This window comes from Segatella copri (assembly GCF_009495355.1).
Taxonomy (GTDB): domain Bacteria; phylum Bacteroidota; class Bacteroidia; order Bacteroidales; family Bacteroidaceae; genus Prevotella.
In genome coordinates this window covers 54,080-74,840 of sequence record NZ_VZAD01000072.1, presented here as the reverse complement: position 1 = coordinate 74,840, position 20,761 = coordinate 54,080, and the positions used below count along the sequence as shown (strand labels likewise).

The window sequence follows — 20,761 nt, the reverse complement described above, 5'->3', positions numbered from 1 at the left end:
GACACACCCTACTTGCTTTTTTTCTGTTATCATGTATGATGACAACGAGTTTTGTCATCTTCTGTTACCATTAATGGCTTTAGTGTTTTTTACTTGATTCTTCCTGCAGAGCAATCAGAGTCAAAAGATCGACGGGATACATATAGCTATGTTTACGTAACTTGGAGAAGCAGAAGTAATTGTTGGCTTCAAATACGCTTACCACCATCTCTGTGCAGTAGAGGGCATCAGGGGTTGTATGGTCGAATTTGAAATCAAAAGGCACACCTTTCGACACCAATGCCTCTACGGTTTTTCTGATGGCCAGGGTGTCCACTCTACAGGGAGCCTTCCTGGTATAGATGCAGTATGAGCCGTTGTTGCGTAGATATTCTTCTGTTGTTTCCATGACGATCTTTTTGGCTACAGTAGAGGCATGAACTAACTTCACCCCATCGTCATACCTGATGACTATGCCGCAATGGGATGGGGTAGAGTCGGCCACCTCAAGGGATCTGGTACCCGATAGTGCCCTTACAGCTACCGATTCCCACGAGTCACCCACGCTGAAAAAGATATCACCTGTTTCAAACCTTGTTGTGTCGGGCATGAGATAGGGAGGGCGGTTGAGCAGGCATATACCTATCCAGACTGCGATAGCCAGAAAGAATAAGGTGCTTCCACAGCCGATAAGATAGTAGAAGCGCCTTTTCGATTTTATCATTCTGTTTTGTTTTTTGCCAATTTTTCGATATTACATAAAGCGATGCCTACTGCGGCTGTCACCATATAAAGCCAACCACCCCAAGCTAAACTGACTTGATCTTTCAGTGTTAAGCCAAAGACAGCGCAGAGGATGAATCCTACTACGAAGCATATGGTGTAGTAGTTCTCATTCATCTTGCCAGTAAACTTCAGTTTTACAGATTTGCCTAATACTATCAGTATCGGAACTAATAATATTAACAATGCTAAAAACCAGTGAAAACCTAATTTACTGCCTTTAAACAACAAGTTCAATCCGTTCATCTGGACTTTCCCCATCACGTCAAGTACAGAACCGAATCCGAAGAATATAAACATAAGGACTGCGCTGGCATTTATAGCGATTCCTTTATATTGTTTGATGGTTTTTATGAGTTCTTCCATAATCTTCTTTTTTTTTATTTACTGAACTTTCGCATACCAGGAAGTTAAAGGAATTAAGGAGGAAGTTAAGACGTATGTCTTGCTACTTTAAAACTGCGCCAAAAAGTCTATTGTCTTTACTCCTCAGCGACCGTAGGGAGCGATAACTCCTTTAACTTCTGAACTTGCGAAACTTGGATTATTTATTAGAGGCGTTTAAGTTCCAACTTGTAGGTCTTGGCATCCTTGCAACCATTTTCGATGTCTGACTTACTGAATTTTAACTTTTTAAATTCCACGGGTGTGCCAGCTTTTACAAATGCCTTACCATCCACATTTTCAGCTGCAATGTTGCCTACCAGGGTCTTGTAAACCTCCTGACCTTCAGTGTTGTACCCTACGAGGTAAACATTCTCGCTTGGGAGGACAAAATCATTGCCTGTCTTCATGTCTGATGTGGCTGTAGCTTCACCATTTATCTTGAATGATGGCGTCAAGTTAGAGTTGCTATAGAAGTCTGTAAACTCTAATGAGAGGGGAGTTGTTATTGTGAAATCACATTTCTCTACCTTGATAGGTTTGCCATTGAGAGTTTTTGCACATTCTTCGATCTTTACTTTCCATTCCGCTTGCATCTTTTCCGATTTCTCGATCAATTCCTTTTTGTCGGCTTCTGTCTTGATGTTCTCGGCCTGTTTCTTCAGATCAGCTTTTTCCTGCATAAACTTTTCATATTTCTCTGGTAGAGAGCCATACAGGTTGGTGTCGGTCGAACTGCCTCCTGAGCAAGCAAATAAGAGTGGCATCAACAAGACTGCAAGTGCCATTTGTTTCATTTTCTTCATAAGCTTTGTAGTTAGATGATTGATTAATTGATTATTAGTAATATAGATGACTTTTATGTTTTCATCTTTTTGCAAATTTAGGAATAAACGAAGAAAGATAGTTAACAATCTCTCAAATTATTCTTTGCAAAAGGTAAATAGAGGTGGCAATGCGTAAAAAAACGATTCGCAACGTATTCTAAATACATTGCGAATCATCTGTTTCTCTCTTTACGATATTTGCTGGGAGATATTCCTTTTATCTTGGTGAAAACACGGATAAAAGCCTGCGCACTATTGAATCCAGAAGTCTCAGCTATCTGAACGATTTTGTCGTCCGTACAGTCAAGTTGCTTACAGGCGTATTCGATGCGGAATCTGTTGACATAGTCGTAGAAGGTACATTGAGTTTCTTTGTTGAAGTATGCACTGACGTAGGTGCGATTGGTGCCTATGGTTGCAGCTATGTCTGATACTTTGAGGTTAGGGTTCAGATAAACCTTTTCTATTTCGAAAAGAATGGCTATGCGTTTTCCGATTTGGGTGTCTTTTGTGATGGTTGCAGTGTCATCTTGCATGTCAATATATTGACTGTCAGATAGTTCGTCAAGCACTGACTCGTGTTTATAGATATAGTAGCTTATGAACATCCATACCACCAAAGAAATGCTCATATATAGTGCTTCGATGATATAATCTGCATATATGCTGTTAGCTATCCAGAGTATCAAGATAAATACAAATGACAGAAATATGGCGCGCAACCAGTTTAGATTGATGTTTTTGGTGTAGGAGAAGCGTTGTTTTAGTTCTCTGTTGTATCTGGGAATGGCGATGATTCCCCATATCGTAAAATAAAGGCCATAAGCGAATGTTTCGAACACCTCAGCGTAATAGAATAAGACATTTTTGGTCAAGATGAAGAGGACAAAAGGTGCTATAAATAGTAGCTCATGCAAGATGATAGTACGACGGGTGAGGCTTGTAGGACTGCATAGTTCGATGAGGATAAAGGCGTATAAAGGGATTGCCACCACGTCGGAAGCTATTGTCATCATCCATCTTATCTCGTTAGGATCGTTTATGGGTTTGATAAAATATAGATTCTTCAAACATTGCACACCGATAACCAGCATCAAGACTGCCACGAGTCTTGATAGTAGTTCTTTGTCCTTATGGAAGAAGAGCCATGACATCATGAAATAGAACATGACGCACAGTCCGTAAATGAAATAAATGGTGTGCAACATTTTGTTATTGTCTGTTTAGGTTGTAGAGCAAAGTCTACCGCAAATATACACATTTTATTTGAATAATTATCTCTTAGTCCTTTTTTTATTCAATCTTTCTTTCATTATGAAGTCGTCATTGGGGGAATTTTGCTTTCGTTTGTTACCATACTATCCCCTTGGTATCGTTACTTGTGTTCTTTTTATCCTCATTCTTTTCATCATATCATCTTGCAGGATTTACGAAAAGAAAAAAGGACAGATTTTTCTAATCATTGGGGCAATAGAAATCCCTCGAAATATGAAAGCGGCTTCGATAGTCAATGAAGCCTATTTCGATGGCCATCACAAGTACTTTCATTTTTGGGGGCGTTTTTTTAAATAGAAATTCTGCCCAAATATTCAGAATAGCTTAAAATTAGCGATTTATGAGTGTTTCACCTCAATTGAGGTAATGATTTGGCAATAGTGCTAAATTCTGCAAATTGCATACGTTTGCTTGTCAAACAACTCTTTTTGTCTGCAAAAATACAATAATTTATGTGACACACAAAGAAATATATATATTTTAACTGGCGAATCTCTAAAAGAAATTCTGTGGATTAAGTTTACCCATTAGAAAAATATTGGCAAACTTCATCACACAGAATTTTATTTTTCCGCTTTGTTGCGGAATCATGTATTGAGAGAGTTTATAGTCTATCTATTTCTTCACTTGCAGCACTTTCGCCCTTATAGCGTTTTTTGTCTTTGAATGTATATCTTACTAAGAGGCTGATGCGGCGACCATCCTTGAAACTGCTTTTGTCGAATATGTAATCTGAGGCATATCTTGTCTCTCGTTCTTTTGTGCCGAGGATATTGTTAAGACTCAGCCTTACCAACCATGCATTGTCAGCAAAATGCTTGGTTACTCCTAGGCTAAACCATAATGCCTGTTTAACCAGATATTCCCTCATGTTTCCATCAGAATTGTAACTTAGCAGTACGTAAGGCATCCAATGGTGGCGCAAGTTGAAATAGCTGTTGAACGACATTGATATATAAGGCTTGTCATTCTTGATTTTTCTTCCATCCGTATTATAGAGTGACATATAAGTTCGCATCATGTTAAGGTTGAAATATGGTTCCCAAACACCCACATTCGTATGATAAGCCAAACTTGCATTTACTGCAGAATAATGTGGAAAATTTTCAGGCTTTGACATTGCCACCAATGGGGCTGCCTGCTGAATGATATTCGTTGAGATGATGTAATCTTTTATCCTTTGATAATCGACTGAGAAACGCAATTGATGCCATTGCAACGAATAGGATATATCTGTCGTATATTGTGGAAGTAGCCATGGATTACCTGCCTCGATGGAATAACGGTTAAAATATTCTTCGCTGTTTCTAAGTTCGTAATAGCTTGGACGTTTTACCTTGGTTGTCATACTTAATCCCATTTCGACATTCTTTACAGGCAAAGACAATGAGAAGAAAGGATAAAAATGACGATAAGTCTTATCCACCAAACTATTTTGGGAGATGTCATCACGATACAGCATACGAAATGACTCAAATCGCATTCCCAGTTGGGCAGACAATTTGGCGATAGATACATTGCATCCGGCAAAGGCGGCGAGTTTTGTTTCTTCTGCATGAAGACGACTCGTTGCGCTTGACTTCTCGTTTTCAAGGCTCTGATAATCTTTTTCTTCTTCCACATAACTTGCATCAGCACCTATGTTAAAAGTCAAGTTTTTGTTGGCTTGATAATTGATTTTCATATTCCCTGCATAGATGTCGTGAGTAGTCTCATTTTCATTTTTCACCTCATGCGCATCCGTCATGCTTCCAGACTCTTGATTAAGACGGCTATCTGCAGCTTTTCTGCTAACATAATCAGCATTCAACGTCATTTTCCATTTTTGGGAGAATTTTCCATCGTAGAAGATGTTTCCTATCCATTGATCATAGTTTGCATGAGAATGGATGTTAGAGGATAAATCTTCAAACAGAAGATTGTTATGAAACATTTGGCTGGCAGAATGTCCTCCCCACTTGTCCGTTTCCTTGGAGTATGACATACTTGCGCCAATGGTATGATTCTTTGCCAATTCTGCACTGATACCTCCGTTAATGGTTTGATTATAATAATTGGAATTCCATTTAGGCATATCACTTTCCATATTCCAGACAGAATGATCAGCCAAAGTCTGTTCCTTATTGGTTTGATCTGTTTTATATCTACTGCTTGAATTGGTAAAGGAAAGGAATCCATTTATGTTCTCGGTATCGTAAGTGAGCTGCACCTGTTCCGAATCAGAGTTTTTTCTGCCTTGGCTGTCAAATACAGAAGTTCTGATGCCTAATCCTCCATCAACCTTATGTCTCAAGTTGATTTTAATGACAGCGTGGGTGTCTGCATCATACTCTACCCCAGGATTGTTGATTACCTCTATCGTAGAAATATCCTTGGAATTCAAGCGGCTCAACTCACTTTTGTCCCTCATCTTACGATTGTTGATATATACATCTGCAATTCCCCGTCCAAAGACAGAATAGCTGCCATCGCTACCTGACACTGTTGGTAATTGCGCAACAACATCATCGGCACTTCCAAAATCGCTTAATACAGATTTCTGAACATCCACGATAAGCTTTGCTCCGTCTGACTTATAAATCTTCCGATGACCTTTCACGACTACCTTTTGTAGATTTAGCGTAGCTTCGCTTAAGGCTATTGTACCTATTTTGCCAGTACTAAAGATATTGCGATAAGTGTTATATCCTACACATGTTACTTTTACAATAGCCTTTTGAGCATTGCAAGGTATTACAAATTGTCCGTTTTCATTGGTCACACCACCAGTAATAAACGAAGAGTCATTGACATTCAGAAGTGAAACATTGGCGAAATCGACAGGTTGATGATGAGTGTCCACGATGCGTCCCATCATTCTGTTAGAAGCCTTTTGGATACATTCAACGATAATAACATTATCCACTTGTTTCATCTTGATAGGATAAAAGCCTATCAAGTTCATGATGGCATCTGGAACACTTTCATTTTTGATGCTCTTCGTCACCTTGAAATCCTCCAACTCGTCATACACAAAGTTGATGACATACTTATCCTGTCGAGCATTCAAATCCTTCAATGCCGCAGAGAATGATACATTATTATATTGTCGGGTAATGCGTTGGGCAGACATACCCATGCTTATCATCAACAACATTAAGTTAAAAACAATCTTCTTCATAACTTACTCCACTCTTAAAGTTCCATCCACTTCCGTTATCTGTATGCGCTCAAAAGCATTCAATATTTCGAGATTCTGCTTCAATGTCTTAGTCTTGTCCCAATTGAAGAAGATACGAATATGCTGTGATTCTGCTTTGCCGTATTCCACCTTGACATGATAGAAGGCAGCAAGCTGCGACACGACATCGCCCAACTCGGTATTGTCAAAGACAACAGGTTTGAGGTCGAGACTATCAGCCTTCTCCGTAGCACTCACCTTGATGTTATCCATCTTGTTCAAATCAGAAGTAGAAGATACTTGCTCCGTCTTGGCTTGTTTAGCCTCATCCGAAGAAGAGAAACGGAAAATGCCTGAATGAATTGCAGCGAAAGTAATGCCTGAGAGGAAAACAATGCCAATGATGGCTGCTGCTATCTTCCAGTGATTGCTGGATGTTTTATCAGAAGTTTCGTTGGCCTTTAATCCTTGCTTATCAGCAAACTTCTTCCACGCTTCGTCTACATTCACTTTCTTTGGATTTCCTTTTTTCATCGCCATCCTAACCATCGCCATATCGTGAAAGAAATCCTTTACGTCTTCATCGGCAAGCAAACGTTCCACCTGCTCGTCGGTATAGCGATCGGGATGCTCCTGCATATCGAAGAACATCTGTCGCTTCTCTTCTTTACTCTTGTTAAATTCCTTGTTTGTCATTGTCTTGCTCATTTAAATTGTTCCTTAATCCAGTCCATCGCCTTCGAAAGATGGTTGAACACCGTCACCTTGCTCACTCCCACTTCATCAGCCACCTCTTGATAAGATTTCTCCTGAAGATAGCGCAGACGGAAAATGAGTTGTCGGATAGGCGGTTCCAGGTCTTCGATGAGAAGCATCAGCTGGTCGAGTCTCTCGTCGGTCTCTTCCGAGAGAATCACGTCGACATCATCCAGCAGCAGCTTTGCTACCATTTCCTTCACGCTCTTATGGGCTATCAGGTTGAGACAGCGGTTGCGGACGCTCCTCATCAGGAATCCTTCCTCACTCTCAGGCATCAGGACTACATCATCGGCAAGAATCGTGGTAAAGACTTCGCTCACTACATCCTTGCTTTCATCGTCATCGGAGAGGATGCTTCTGGCCAGATTATACATCTTCTCGTAATGCTGACGAAACATTCTTTCTATGTCCTTTTCCTGTTTCATACACTATCTATACAGTTGAGCCAAGCAAAAAACTAAGCAAAACAATAACTTTTTCAAAATTTACAGAAAAAACATTCAACGACTCCTTGTCTTCCACAAAGCCATAGGATGAAATTTGATTCTATTGACCATCTCTTTATCTTCGAACAGCAATTCTGGAATATACTTCTTGTCATTGAATTCCCGCACATATTCTTTCTCTGATTCTGTCAGAATCAATAGCTTTGAGAGAAAGTCTTTCACTTCTGTCTTGGCTTTTTCAAAGTCAAAATGCTCACTGCGCCTAAGCACAGGCAAGAGTTGCGAACGAATCTGCGGAAAACGGATCTTGTCTATCTGCGGAAAGTCAGTATATTCCGTAGGCGTAGCGTTGTCTTTTCTGCTTGAGCCAACAGTCAGATAAAAAACGGTCGCTTTTCTCAGCAACGTTTTCTCTTCATCGCTCACGAATAGTTGATGCTTCACCATGTTATAGACATCATAAATGTCACGTGCAGCACTTCTACCTATCAAGGCGTTTATCTTGGTGGCAAACAATTCGACAGGTGAAAGAGAACGTACCTTCACATCGCTCAGAAACGGAATGGACACATGAGTCTCTATGGCAGGCAGGATATGGCAACGGTCGGAATAGTTGATTTCTATCTTGATGCCATCGTTGTTGCCTGCGGCATTGGTATAATGAAACACCCATGAGTCAAGCGTATGCGGTGTCTTGGAACCTGGCGCAAGATGATAACCTTCCGACTCCATATAGCGTAGAATCTCGTTATTCACTTCTTGGCGAATGGAGAGCATGGACTCTCGGTCACAATCCACCGTAAAGTCAAGGTCTATATCTACCGAGAGTCTTGGCAGTTGGAAAACGGTGAGATTGATGGCTGTGCCACCTTTCAGCACAAGAGATTTAGACAGCAAAGGACTGTCGTGGAAATAGTTGAGTATCTCCACCAATCGCATCACCTTTTCGAGGTTGTCGCGAATAAAGCCTTGCTCCTTGGCGATGATGTCAAGAGCTTGTTTGTTATATGAGTTCATATTCTTCCTTTGATGTTAGTTCTTGCGGCACATACATGCGCCATTTATTTACAAATGTATCCGACTCTTCGTTGTTAGTCAACCACTTGACGCTTTTGGCTCCCTTGGCTCGACACAGCTCCAAGAGGGATTCTGAGATGTTGGCTTGTTCCTTGATTCGCTCCAACAGATAGCCTGTCTTCTGGTACAGGAATGCCTTGTCGTACCTCGCGAGATAATCGATGAGCCTTTCCTCATTGAGCAAGACGATACCCTCCATGCAATGCAGCAATTCCTCAATACCACCAGCTCGGTCGATACGGTCAAAGCAATCCAACAACGTACTCTCCACATCCGTTACTCGCACATAAGGGTTTCCCTTGGGTGTCATCATACCAACGATTTCCTTTGTTTGTCGGCAATAGGTATAATCCACATCGTCGAAAGAAAAGGAATTGAAGCGAGACATGCTTTTCACAAAAACCTCATTAAAGGGTTGATGAGCCAATCCATGAAATTCCAATGCTGTGTGATAACTGATGCAAGCTGTATGTGACAAGTGGCTTCCTATCTCATACTTGTCGCAAACAGGTAAGCCAGATGCAATATCCTTCATGCAATAGGTATTGCGCCGTATAGCCACAATCCACCCTTGTTGCTTGTACCGAGCAAGCAACGCTTCCACCGATTTCACCTTGCCTTTCAGAGCCTCAGAAAGTTCATCCAAAGTGAATATCCGCAGCTTATATAATATACTCAATAGTTCTGTCATTGTTTCTAATTTTGCACAAAAATATAAAATCTAATACGTTTATGAGAAAAATCAGAAACTTTTTATACTTTTTTATATGTTCTTTCCATCTTAATTGTCCGACTACGGAGGAACAAATCACCGACAGGCAAGTTCTTTTGGGAGTAATCCAAAAGGTTTCGAGTAACTCGAAACATACCTTGCTGTGTCTTTGTGGACACAATGTTTTGGCAAGAATAAAACCTAATATCATTGAAAACACTTCGGTGGTTTCCGTTTCTCTCCTTGCTTCCATTTACATAGAAGACTGTCTCGAAAGTGCATCTCATAATTCTTACTTTTTTGTTCGGTGCAAAATTAAACGATGAGAGTTGCATGGCAAAACCAAAACCTACGCAGAATGGAGAAGATTGAACCGACACCGTTAAAAATGCTTATTAGGGCGTTTCCATTGGGTAATGATTTGAAAGCGTTTCTACTTCTCTAATCTGCTTTTTCCTCATTTCCTTGTCACTGCCAACTAAAGCCAACGACTGCCACAACCACTTGAAACTCAAAACAAATGCTCTATTTTACTATTTTTGCCTTTTTAGGCGTTCTTTTATATGAAAAAAGTAAGATATGATACTTTGATGACTACTATATCTTACTTTGCTAAATCTAAAATCGAGTGAACTAAAATCGTTTCTGATGTGAGTAGTCAGGGTGGGGATTAATGAGCTTCGAGCCAATTGTTTCCCCAACCGGCATCTGCTACCAAAGGTACGTTCAGTTGATAGGCATTCTGCATTTCCTCTACTACGATTTGCTCTACTTTCTCTTTCTCTTCGGGATAAACAGAGAAGTTGAGTTCGTCGTGTACCTGGATGATCATTTTGCTCTTGATGTCTTCAGCCTTGAAGCGTTTGAAGATGCGCACCATAGCCACTTTGATAATGTCGGCCTCGGAACCCTGGATAGGAGCATTGATGGCATTGCTTTCGGCAAATCCACGCACAGTGCCATTGTGACTGTTGATGTCCGGCAAATAGCGGCGACGGTGAAAGAGGGTTTCGGCATAGCCTTTTTTCCGAACTATCTCTTTGGATTTTTCCATGTATGCCTTGATGCCAGGGAAGGTGTGGAAATAGTCCTCGATGCTTTGTTTGGCTTCCTTGTTCTCGATATTCATGCGTTGTGCCAGTCAGAAAGTGGTAATACCATAGATGATTCCGAAGTTGGCAGTCTTTGCTTTTTTGCGTTGAGCATCAGTGACTTGCGAAATGTATTCGTGCCATATTTTGGCAGCTGTAGCCGCATGGATGTCGTTGCCTTCGCGGAAGGCTTCCGTCATATTGGGATCCTCGCTGAGATGGGCCATGATGCGTAGCTCTATTTGAGAGTAGTCGGCAGAAAAGAACAGCCTTGTAAGCCTTCAGAACGGTAACCGATGGATATTATTTCTTTTTGCTATTCTTTTTAGTCAATGTTTTTTCGTCAGATTTCAATCTGCGTTCTACTTTCTTGACATCTTCACCAGCTGGTAGATCTTCTGGCACAATACCACGTTGGAGCATCATGTTACGAACAGCCTTATTATTATCGACATGTTCTTGACAGATAGTTTGCTGACCATGCAAATCCTTTTGCTGAACGTTGACAGAAGTCATTTCTGCAGCAAAATCTTTGGCTTTGATATTGAGTGTAAGGAGGAAATCGGCGAGAGGTCGGCTGTTAGGAGCACCCAATTTTCGTTTGAGAAGAGCCGTGTCGAGATTAAACAACGCCTTGTCGCCCAAGGAGCGAATGATGGCAAAGCCTTTGCTGTCCACACCTCTTTCATATAATACACCAGAGAGACGTTTCTCTGTTTCTGCAAGTTTTGCACGTGCTTGTACACGTTCGTATTCCAGCAAACGCTTTTGAACCAGTTCTGCTCGGCGAGTTTGTACGGCAAAGTAGTTTTGGGCAAAAGAGATTTGTGGCTTGCGTGGATCGCCATTTTGGGCAATAAGGTAGCAAGCATAACGAGTCAGCATGTAGTCTTTGACTTCACGCTGAGCACCTTTTGCTAGAGGTATCATTTTGCTGACGTCAGCAAAATGATATGACACCTCTTGTTCTGCATTGGTACAAGATGCTTTTGCTTTTTCGATAATTCCTTCGAAATTACGCCATTGGCTATAACCCAACACTTGTGCAAGTTCTCTTGCGCTCCAACACTCTACGCCTTCGTATTCGTTGGCGATAGCTTCGAATTGCTCGAACAATTCTTTGATTTCCTCTTCCTTCATAATCGTTTATTTTTATGATATTTCGACAAAGTTACGCTTTTTATTTGGTTGCTGCAAGGAAATCTTATATTTCTCATATAAAATTTGGTTTATTCATCAGTAAAGTAAATCGTATCTTTGCAGTGAAAAGGGAGTATCCTGGTTTTGGCGAAGGGTTGCTGTGTGCATCTATCGGTAGGAAGCATTCAGCCATTTTCCCAACCGTTGGGAAAATGGCTGAATGATATGGAGTTTATTTTGCAAATAATTTTCCGATGAGATTCAAGAGATTAGAAACAGTTTCTTTGCTCTCTACAGGAATCTTGATGGAGGTTTCGCCTGTCTCCTCGTCTTTTTCAATAATGGAATCAACCAGTTGGGCAGTGGCTTCTGGCGACTTTAAAGTTTCGGCTAAGCCTGAGAGGAAAGATACTCCTTGAGTTACTAAATCCTTTGGCTGATTTGAGCGATTAGAAACGGATTCTCTGTTCAGAGATGAGCTCGTATGCTGCTGGATGGAAACCTCTTCTTTATTCTCGTCTGATTTATGTTCGTTGCGAGACTTGTCTGTTTCCAATTCCTTAGGATTGATAGTTGTAAAGTCTTCCTCGGCCTTCGGCGTTTCAGTCTGACCTTCGGAATCTTTAACGTTATTAGAATCAGCATCCTTAACCTTCTCTGTTTCTTCATTTTCTTCCACCATACCGCTTACGGTTTCCATCATCTTGCTGAACTTATCATCTGTGATGAATACAGAATCCTCGCCATCATCGAGTACGCCCTCAAACATGGAGGTCTTGAAGCGCAACTTACCGAGCATCTCTTCCTCGATGGAATGTGGAGTTACGAGATTGATAACCTGGATGTTGTTCTGCTGGCCAAGGCGATAGATGCGACCGATACGCTGTTCGAGAACGGCAGGATTCCAAGGCAAGTCGATATTGATGATGGTTGCTGCTGATTGCAGATTCAAGCCCGTGCTGCCAGCATCAGTAGAGAGGAAAACTCGGCTTGATGGTTCGTTCATGAAGTTATCTACCAGGTTCTTGCGCTTTTCGGATGGCACGCCACCATGCAGATATTCAAAGCCTATTTCTTTTTTCTCCAGATCCTTGGCGATGAGGCGGGTCATGCGTTCCCACTGACTGAATACCACAACCTTTTCGCCTTCCTCGCTGATGATGTCGCTGATGATGTTCACGCATTCATCTACCTTGGTGTCGTATCTCGTCTTTTGGTCGAGGATATAACTGCTGTCGCATACCATGCGCATCTGCGAGAGGAAGAGCAGGAGACGCTTGCGGTCTTTATCGGATAGGAAATGCATCTTGCGCCATTTCAGAACCAGAAGACGTACCTGATTCTGCCACTCCTGATGCATGTCCTTCTGCTCGTTGGTCATCGGAATAAAAAGGTTTTTGTCTGAACGCTCAGGCATCTGGAGTTTTACATCTTTCTTGCGACGGCGAATGAGGATATCGCTCAGCTTCTTGCCTATATCGTTTAAGTTCTTATAGCCCAGTACTTTTCCAGTTTCATCAGTAATGATATGCTTGTCTTTGAAGAGATAGTAAGGGGCGAGGCGGAAATTATCAACAAACTCCACGATGGAATAGAGTTCATCGAGCTTGTTCTCCAATGGGGTACCGGATAGAATTACGGAATAGTCTGACTCAATCTTTCTTGCAGCACGGGAAATCTGTGTGTTCCAGTTCTTCAGGCGCTGCACCTCGTCCATGATGAGCATGTCGGTCTGCAAACTGCCGAGTATTTTGATGTCATTGGCGGCACTGTTATAGGAGATAATCTTGTAAGGTTCCGGGCGGTTATACGCTTCCTTTCTCTTGAGATGACTTCCCTCAATGACGAAGACTTCGGCATTCGTAAACTTTTTGATTTCACTGCGCCACTGGTATTTGAGCGAGGTTGGGCAGAGGACAAGTACAGATCCAATAAGACCTTCCTTGCGTAACAGTTCGGCAGTACCGATAGCTTGGATGGTCTTTCCAAGACCCATCTCGTCAGCAATAATAGCCTTTCCTGCCTTTGCAGCAAAGCGGATGCCCTCTTTCTGGTAAGGATAGAGGTTTACTTTCAGAAGATTGTCGAGTTTCTCGTCATTGTATGTCTTCACAATCTTCTCTCTTTTCGCTTTTTCGCGAATGTCGATGATAAAGTCAATGGCATCTTTATAGCATCTGAAAGTATCGCTGATTTGGCGAGCTTGTTTCAAGAAAGAGCCAATGCGGGCATAGGCTGTCTTCTTCAAAACGTGGTTCTCGTCGAAGTAATCCTTGGCTAACTGTTCGTATGCCTCCTTGTTGTCGGAGCCGATGCGAATCTTTACGCATCGCTCGTCTCGATAGGAGAGATAGACTGAAGTATAAGGTGGCAATTCCCGGTGTACATGCACACCCTTCTTTCCGCCAAACCATTTCTTGACGGCTTCGATATGTTTGCAAGTGCCGAGTCTCGAAGTCTTGAAATCCATGCAGGAACAATAATTCCATTCGCTGTTGGCTCCACGATACACCACCTTGTATTCGTTGTTTTTCTCTGGGTTGCGAACGATGTATTCGCCAGGGAAAAGGTCATCATCTACACAACTGATGTTGAAGTGCTCTATATCGGTCACCTGCTTGCGCAGTTTGATTTGCCATTCCTCCAAGCTCATCTTCTCAGGCTTAACGATATGGGAGATAACCTGCTTCTTTTTCCTCTTGGTGGTTTTCTTGGTGGAGTCTGTGGCTTTGCGAGATGAAGTCATGTTAGCCTTGTCGCTCTGGTTGTTAGTGCTTTTATTGTTGTTTCTTGCCATTGTTGTTATTTTTTATGGAATTAATATTTTACGCAGAAGTATCATAAATATCTGAAACTACAAACATTTCTTCGAAAAGTTCCTTTACGAGGAAAGTCTTTCCCACACGTCACCTACCATAGATGGCAATGAATTCCGATTTACGGCTTGCGATGTAGTTCTCAAGCTTCTCAATCTCTATTTCTCTTCCTATTATATTCTTCTTCATCATTGTCGTTATTTATTAAAACCTATCGCAAAGTTACAAAAAACACGAGATTACGACAACTTTCTAATTAGAAGAGTGTCGTAATTTCGCTTTTTTCTTGAGATTGCGACCAGTTTTAACAAATCTTGGCTCTTTGTTTGGCACGTATCCAATACTTTACTATTTCACGTTGGTAAATACATTCTTGTTCTCGAAGAGTTCTATCACTTGGCGTTCCAGTTTAGTTCTCTTGATGCCAAAGTTTATTTTCCAAAATTGTGGATTGTATTTCTGCTTGGCTATAATCTCTTTGAGGTTATAGTTGTATTTGATATGCTTCTTTCCTTTAAACTTATTCTCGCCCATGTTAAATACGAGCATGTTGATGCGAATCTGCTTGCCGAGATAGTGATAGCTACCGTTGATGTCTTCGCTTTCAACCTCTGTAAATCCTCGTTGCGAAGTATATAAAGTGGTTATGGATAGATTGAGTGGAAGTTTCTCGTGTTTGGACGGAGATAGAGTGGAATGCGAAAGATGGCCGGCAAACTTAAGAACATCAAGCGATTCACTGTCCACGTAAAGATTGCCTTCAAGAATACTGCGGTGAATGCCTTTCTTTGCTTTGAAGGAAATTATATAGATGTAATGTTGCTGGTTTTGGATAACGGTATAGTCTACATGATAATACTTCTTATAGTCTTTTGTCAAAATGGGAATAGGCATGTTTTTCACCACTTTGCGTGATAAGATTCCAAGTTGGGATAAAGAGAAGAAGTTGGTGCAATATGAATATCTATTGCTTTCCGTTGAGGGTAGGGCAGCATATCTGCCTGTAATCAAAGACAATCCTCTGAGAGAAATCTCAGACTTTGCACAGAAGCAACTCTCAATGAACTCGTTGCAGACTTTATCGTTAAAGGTGGATTGGCGGAAGAAGAAATTAGACGTTTGTTCTTTATGTTGAACGGTTTCTGCCAGTAACTTGTTGATAATCTTATTGATGATGGCATCTATAGGATAAGCTGTAACCTCCTTTAGATTGATGGTGTAAGGTTTAAGTTTGATGATGGAATTGAGAGAGGCAACTGGCACAATGGCTTCTTGATACCCCACACAACTAATTTTGGCATGGCCAGTAGCTGAGGTCTCTATGGAAAATTCTCCGTTTGCATTAGCCAAGGCTTTATGGTCGGCATCAACATAGATAGTGGCAAATGGCAAACTTTGTTGGCTTTCAGAGTCAACGATACTTCCTTGGTATTTCTGAGCATGAATCGTTAGGCTCAGAAATACCAAAATAGTGAATAGCAGGTTCTTTTTGATATTCTCCTTCATTTGTTTTGTTGCTTTTTTAAAAACTTTTTAAATTTAATGTAAAGGTACACATTATAAATGAAAGATACGAAAAAATCGTGGAAAATTAACTAAAAAGGCATCCACAGCCCTCGTGGATGCCTTTATGATAGCTTTTTAAAGAGTTTCTTTTGAATGGTGTAACTTCTCAGACCAATTAGGTGCTATTGGATAAATACGTGAAATGTTCTTTACACTTCCTTCGCTGAGATTTCTGTATTTTTGTCAGACTCTTTTTTGTTTGTAAATATCGAAAATATGAAGGCAGAAGCCAATTTGTTAAAAATCAGATGGTTATGATTATAAAGAATTAATGGTCATGTTCCGTGTTTTCCATGTCGTACGACATTGCATCCTATAGTTGTACAACATAAGCGCTATAGTCGTACGGCATGAACCGTAAAAACGTACGATATGAGTATGTATAGTTGTACGACTATAGAATTATAGTTTGAGAAAAGTTGTAAAATACGGGTGCTACTGATGCTAAAATCTATTTTTTTTACTGTTAGATGCCTCAACAAAGAGTAGGTAAAATAGTGTAATAAATAATTACATTTAGTTCTTTTAGAAAAAGAAATCAAACCTGTTTTTGGATTTCAATAGAAATCAATCAAGGCAAAAGATGCAAGTGACGTAAATATCTATAAATGAGCGATATGCTGTATTTACGGCAATGCTAATCAGGCATAGAATAGATGTGTTGGTAGAACACCTCTTTTTGCAGAGAGACAGTATTGGTTGATAGTAACATCCCGGTTGTTTCATGTGGAACAACCGGGATGTAATGGTATGAATGTTTTTAATGAGCTTCGAGCCAATTGTTTCCCCAACCGGCATCTGCTACCAAAGGTACGTTCAGTTGATAGGCATTCTGCATTTCCTCTACTACGATTTGCTCTACTTTCTCTTTCTCTTCGGGATAAACAGAGAAGTTGAGTTCGTCGTGTACCTGGATGATCATTTTGCTCTTGATGTCTTCAGCCTTGAAGCGTTTGAAGATGCGCACCATAGCCACCTTGATAATGTCGGCCTCGGAACCCTGGATAGGAGCATTGATGGCATTGCGTTCGGCAAATCCACGCACAGTGCCATTGTGACTGTTGATGTCCGGCAAATAGCGGCGACGGTGAAAGAGGGTTTCGGCATAGCCTTTTTTCCGAACTATCTCTTTGGATTTTTCCATGTATGCCTTGACGCCAGGGAAGGTGTGGAAATAGTCCTCGATGATTTGTTTGGCTTCCTTGTTCTCGATATTCATGCGTTGTGCCAGTCCGAAAGTGGTAATACCATAGATGATTCCGAAGTTGGCAGTCTTTGCTTTTTTGCGTTGAGCATCAGTGACTTGCGAAATGTCTTCGTGCCATATTTTGGCAGCTGTAGCCGCATGGATGTCGTTGCCTTCGCGGAAGGCTTCCGTCATATTGGGATCTTCGCTGAGATGGGCCATGATGCGTAGCTCTATTTGAGAGTAGTCGGCAGAAAAGAACAGACATCCTGGCTCTGGGATGAAGCATCGGCGTATCTCCTTTCCGTCGTCATCGCGTACAGGGATATTCTGCAGGTTAGGGTCACTGGATGAGAGACGTCCTGTGGATGTGATGGCTTGGTTGAACGAGGCATGAATGCGTCCTGTACGAGGGTTTATGAGTTTTGGAAGAGAGTCGACATAGGTGCTGAGGAGTTTCTTTAACCCTCTGTAGTTCAGTATCTCATCGATGATAGGACTCTTGCTTCTCAGCTGTTGAAGCACTTCCTCGCTTGTCACATATTGTCCTGTCTTGGTCTTCTTTGGCTTGTCTACGATTTTCATCTTTCCAAAGAGTATTTCTCCTACTTGTCGAGGAGAGGCTATGTTGAATGACTCGCCTGCCAACTCATAGATGTGGCGCTCTATCTCGGTCAGCCTGTTGGTGAGGTTGACTGATGTTTCTTTAAGTGTGTTGGTATCTATACAGACACCATTCATCTCCATGTGTGCCAGCACTGGTACGAGCGGCATCTCTACATTCCAGAAAAGTTCTTCCAGATTCAGTTCCTTGAGTTTGGGCTCCAGAACATTCTTGAGTCGCAAAGTGATGTCGGCATCTTCGGCGGCGTACTCATAGACTTCGGATGGTGCCAGGTCGCGCATCGATTTCTGATTTTTGCCTTTAGGCCCTATCAGGTCTTCGATATGTACAGTCTGATAATGCAGATATACTTCTGCCAGATAATCCATATTGTGGTAGAGTTCTGGCTGGATGAGATAATGGGCAATCATCGTGTCGAACATCTTTCCTTGTATCTCTACACCATAGTTCATCAGTACCTCATAATCGTACTTGATGTTTTGTCCCACTTTCATGATTTTTGGATTCTCATAGAGTGGTTTAAAGATGTTTACGAATTTTAAGGCTTCTTCACGATTTGAAGGAATCGCCACATAGAAAGCTTCTTTTTCCTCCACAGCAAAGCTTAAACCTACCAATTCGGCATCAACAGCATGGGTTGAAGTGGTTTCTGTATCTAAACTGAGAATTTGTTTTGTAAATAAATAATCATAAAGACGCTTTGCATCTTCCTCATTATCAATGAGATTATATTTATGTTCTACAGTTTTAATGCTCTCAAAATTCGCGTTTTTCTGCTCATCCTGACCATTGGTCGGATTTTCGGCAAATAAATCAAGCTCTAAAGAAGCGTTTGTTGGCTTTTGTTGAGGTTTTTTAAGAACTCTGTTGGCAAAGGACTTAAACTCTAATTCGGTGAAGATTTCGTCGAGTTTTTCCTTGTCGGCTTCGACCAACTTCAAATTGTTCATATCGAGAGCAACGGGTACGTCAGTTCGGATGGTTGCCAAGAACTTCGACATCTTGATGTCTTCTATAGCACCTTCCACTTTTTCGCGCAGCTTTCCTTTTACCTTTGAAGAATTCTCTATCAGGTTCTCAACGTTGCCAAACTCGTTGATGAGTTTGATGGCAGTCTTTTCGCCCACGCCTGGACAACCCGGGAAGTTGTCGGCGGAGTCGCCCATTAACGCCAAGAGGTCGATAACCTGGAGTGGGGAAGTGATGCTATATTTTTCTTCAATCTCTTTGGTTCCGAGTTTCTCGTATCCTCCACCATGTTGTGGGCGATACATATAGACATTGTCTTTTACCAACTGTCCATAATCCTTGTCGGGTGTGAGCATATAGGTCTCAACACCCTTTTCGCTTGCCTTTGTGGCTAAGGTGCCAATGACGTCGTCTGCCTCGAAACCGTCAACTTGCAGAATAGGGATGTGGTAGGCATCGAGGATATTTTTGATGATAGGTACTGACAGTTTGATGTCTTCTGGAGTTTCCTCACGTTGAGCCTTATAAGCAGGGAAAGCCTCGTGACGGAATGTCTTTCCGTGGTCGAAAGCCACTCCTATGTGTGTAGGCTTTTCTTTGGTAAGTATCTCGTTGAGTGTGTTGCAGAATCCCATGATGCATGAAGTGTTGAGCCCTTTCGAATTGATTCGTGGGTTCTTCATGAATGCATAATACGACCTGTAAATCAGTGCGTAAGCGTCTAAAAGAAACAGTTTATCCATAAATAATTATTTTTATCGCGTAAAATTACTAAAAAATTGCCACATTTCGCGAAGAATTGATTAATTTTGTAACAAATTTCGGAAATAATGGATTATTTATCACTTATCAAGCAACCTATAGAGTCTGAATTGGCTGATTTTGTAGACTTGTTCAACAAGTCTTTGATGCATGGCGATGGTCTTCTCTCGCAGGCGCTCGATCATATTCGGCAGCGTGCGGGCAAGCGTATGCGCCCTATGCTCATCTTGCTGATGGCCAAGAATTTTGGTAAGGTAACTCCCGTTACTCAGCATTCTGCTGTAGGATTGGAATTGCTTCATACGGCTTCTCTTGTTCATGATGATGTGGTGGACGAGAGTGGAGAGCGAAGAGGTCAGGCGAGTGTGAATGCTACTTATAATAACAAGGTGGCTGTACTTGTGGGCGACTATATCCTTTCTACTGCTTTGCTCCATGTGTCGTATTCGCACTCTGAGGAAATCGTGCGTTATCTGGCTGAATTGGGTAGAGTGCTTTCTAATGGAGAAATACTGCAGTTGAATAGTATCAACAATCATGAAATATCAGAAGATGTTTATTATCAGGTGATTAAGCAGAAGACTGCTGCCTTGTTTGAGGCTTGTGCCGGGATAGGAGCCTTGTCGGCAAAAGCCTCTATGGAGGCTGTAGAGGCCGCAAAGAAATTCGGGCAGAATCTTGGTATTATCTTCCAGATTCGTGATGATATTTTCGATTATTATGACTCTAAGGAGATAGGCAAACCTACGGGTAATGATATGGTGGAGGGCAAATTGACCCTGCCTGTCATTTATGCTCTAAATTCTACTGGTAACGAACAGATGATGAAGTTGGCCCGCAAGGTAAAGGCACATGATGTTTCGCAGGAAGAAATAGCTCAGTTGGTGGCTTTTACCAAACAGAATGGAGGTATAGAATATGCAGACAAGAGAATGTGGGAATTCCATGCGGAATCCATGGATTTTCTTGATACTTATGTAGAGGATAAGGATGTCTATCAGGCTCTAAAAGCCTATTTAGATTATGTTATAGAAAGGAAAATATAGTTTTTTTGCTTAGGATAATTCTATGTTCTAAAGTTTGGAACTTAAGTTCTAAAGTTTAGAACTTGTATCCTAAAGTATCGAACTTATGTTCTAAAGTTTAGAACATAGAATGAATAAGGATTTCATGACATTTTGTCCTTATAGAAAATACAATTTAA

At 41.3% G+C, this 20,761-nt stretch carries 14 protein-coding genes and 1 pseudogene; 1 reads left to right on the top strand and 14 read right to left on the bottom strand.

The features are described 5' to 3' along the window. Positions 1-79: 79 nt before the first annotated feature. The 14 genes and pseudogenes from F7D20_RS09645 to polA all read right to left on the bottom strand — a co-directional run bounded on the left by F7D20_RS09645 (position 80) and on the right by polA (position 19,538). A complete protein-coding gene (locus F7D20_RS09645; RefSeq protein WP_158463860.1) occupies positions 80-703 on the bottom strand; it encodes a YiiX/YebB-like N1pC/P60 family cysteine hydrolase in 624 nt (207 codons plus the stop codon). Beyond that, complete coding sequence (locus tag F7D20_RS09640) at positions 700-1,128, bottom strand: hypothetical protein (protein ID WP_158463859.1); 429 nt, start codon at positions 1,126-1,128, stop codon at positions 700-702. The genes F7D20_RS09645 and F7D20_RS09640 overlap by 4 nt, the downstream gene beginning before the upstream one ends. Positions 1,129-1,313: 185 nt before the next feature. After that, positions 1,314-1,952, bottom strand: coding sequence for a hypothetical protein (locus F7D20_RS09635; RefSeq protein WP_158463858.1), 639 nt, complete (start codon positions 1,950-1,952; stop codon positions 1,314-1,316). A gap of 194 nt (positions 1,953-2,146) precedes the next feature. Beyond that, the gene (locus tag F7D20_RS09630) at positions 2,147-3,181 is read right to left on the bottom strand and encodes a helix-turn-helix domain-containing protein (protein WP_158463857.1); all 1,035 of its coding nucleotides are present in this window, start codon (positions 3,179-3,181) and stop codon (positions 2,147-2,149) included. Between the two features lie 671 nt (positions 3,182-3,852). After that, the gene (locus F7D20_RS09625; protein ID WP_158463856.1) at positions 3,853-6,408 is read right to left on the bottom strand and encodes an outer membrane beta-barrel protein; all 2,556 of its coding nucleotides are present in this window, start codon (positions 6,406-6,408) and stop codon (positions 3,853-3,855) included. 3 nt (positions 6,409-6,411) lie between these two features. Further along, the gene (locus tag F7D20_RS09620) at positions 6,412-7,116 is read right to left on the bottom strand and encodes a DUF4974 domain-containing protein (protein WP_158463855.1); all 705 of its coding nucleotides are present in this window, start codon (positions 7,114-7,116) and stop codon (positions 6,412-6,414) included. After that, the gene (locus tag F7D20_RS09615) at positions 7,113-7,592 is read right to left on the bottom strand and encodes a sigma-70 family RNA polymerase sigma factor (protein WP_158463854.1); all 480 of its coding nucleotides are present in this window, start codon (positions 7,590-7,592) and stop codon (positions 7,113-7,115) included. The genes F7D20_RS09620 and F7D20_RS09615 overlap by 4 nt, the downstream gene beginning before the upstream one ends. 75 nt (positions 7,593-7,667) lie before the next feature. After that, positions 7,668-8,630, bottom strand: coding sequence for a nucleotidyl transferase AbiEii/AbiGii toxin family protein (locus F7D20_RS09610; RefSeq protein WP_158463853.1), 963 nt, complete (start codon positions 8,628-8,630; stop codon positions 7,668-7,670). Further along, positions 8,617-9,381 (bottom strand): type IV toxin-antitoxin system AbiEi family antitoxin domain-containing protein, encoded by a 765-nt coding sequence (locus tag F7D20_RS09605; RefSeq protein WP_158463852.1) that lies wholly within the window; start codon positions 9,379-9,381, stop codon positions 8,617-8,619. The genes F7D20_RS09610 and F7D20_RS09605 overlap by 14 nt, the downstream gene beginning before the upstream one ends. Positions 9,382-10,072: 691 nt before the next feature. After that, positions 10,073-10,762 (bottom strand): annotated as a pseudogene (locus F7D20_RS09600) (DNA polymerase); the annotation flags it as partial. A 34-nt stretch (positions 10,763-10,796) separates the two neighbouring features. After that, positions 10,797-11,633 (bottom strand): DNA damage-inducible protein D, encoded by an 837-nt coding sequence (dinD, locus tag F7D20_RS09595; protein WP_158463851.1) that lies wholly within the window; start codon positions 11,631-11,633, stop codon positions 10,797-10,799. Between the two features lie 232 nt (positions 11,634-11,865). After that, a complete protein-coding gene (locus F7D20_RS09590) occupies positions 11,866-14,430 on the bottom strand; it encodes a DEAD/DEAH box helicase (protein ID WP_437182666.1) in 2,565 nt (854 codons plus the stop codon). A 367-nt stretch (positions 14,431-14,797) separates the two neighbouring features. Beyond that, positions 14,798-15,955, bottom strand: a complete 1,158-nt coding sequence (locus F7D20_RS09585) for a carboxypeptidase-like regulatory domain-containing protein (protein WP_158463850.1) — start codon at positions 15,953-15,955, stop codon at positions 14,798-14,800. 820 nt (positions 15,956-16,775) lie between these two features. Further along, entirely contained in the window at positions 16,776-19,538 is a 2,763-nt protein-coding gene (polA, locus tag F7D20_RS09580) for a DNA polymerase I (protein ID WP_158463849.1), read from the bottom strand. 87 nt (positions 19,539-19,625) lie between these two features. Between polA and F7D20_RS09575 the strand changes: the two genes are divergently transcribed. Then, the gene (locus tag F7D20_RS09575) at positions 19,626-20,603 is read left to right on the top strand and encodes a polyprenyl synthetase family protein (RefSeq protein ID WP_158463848.1); all 978 of its coding nucleotides are present in this window, start codon (positions 19,626-19,628) and stop codon (positions 20,601-20,603) included. Positions 20,604-20,761: the final 158 nt, after the last annotated feature.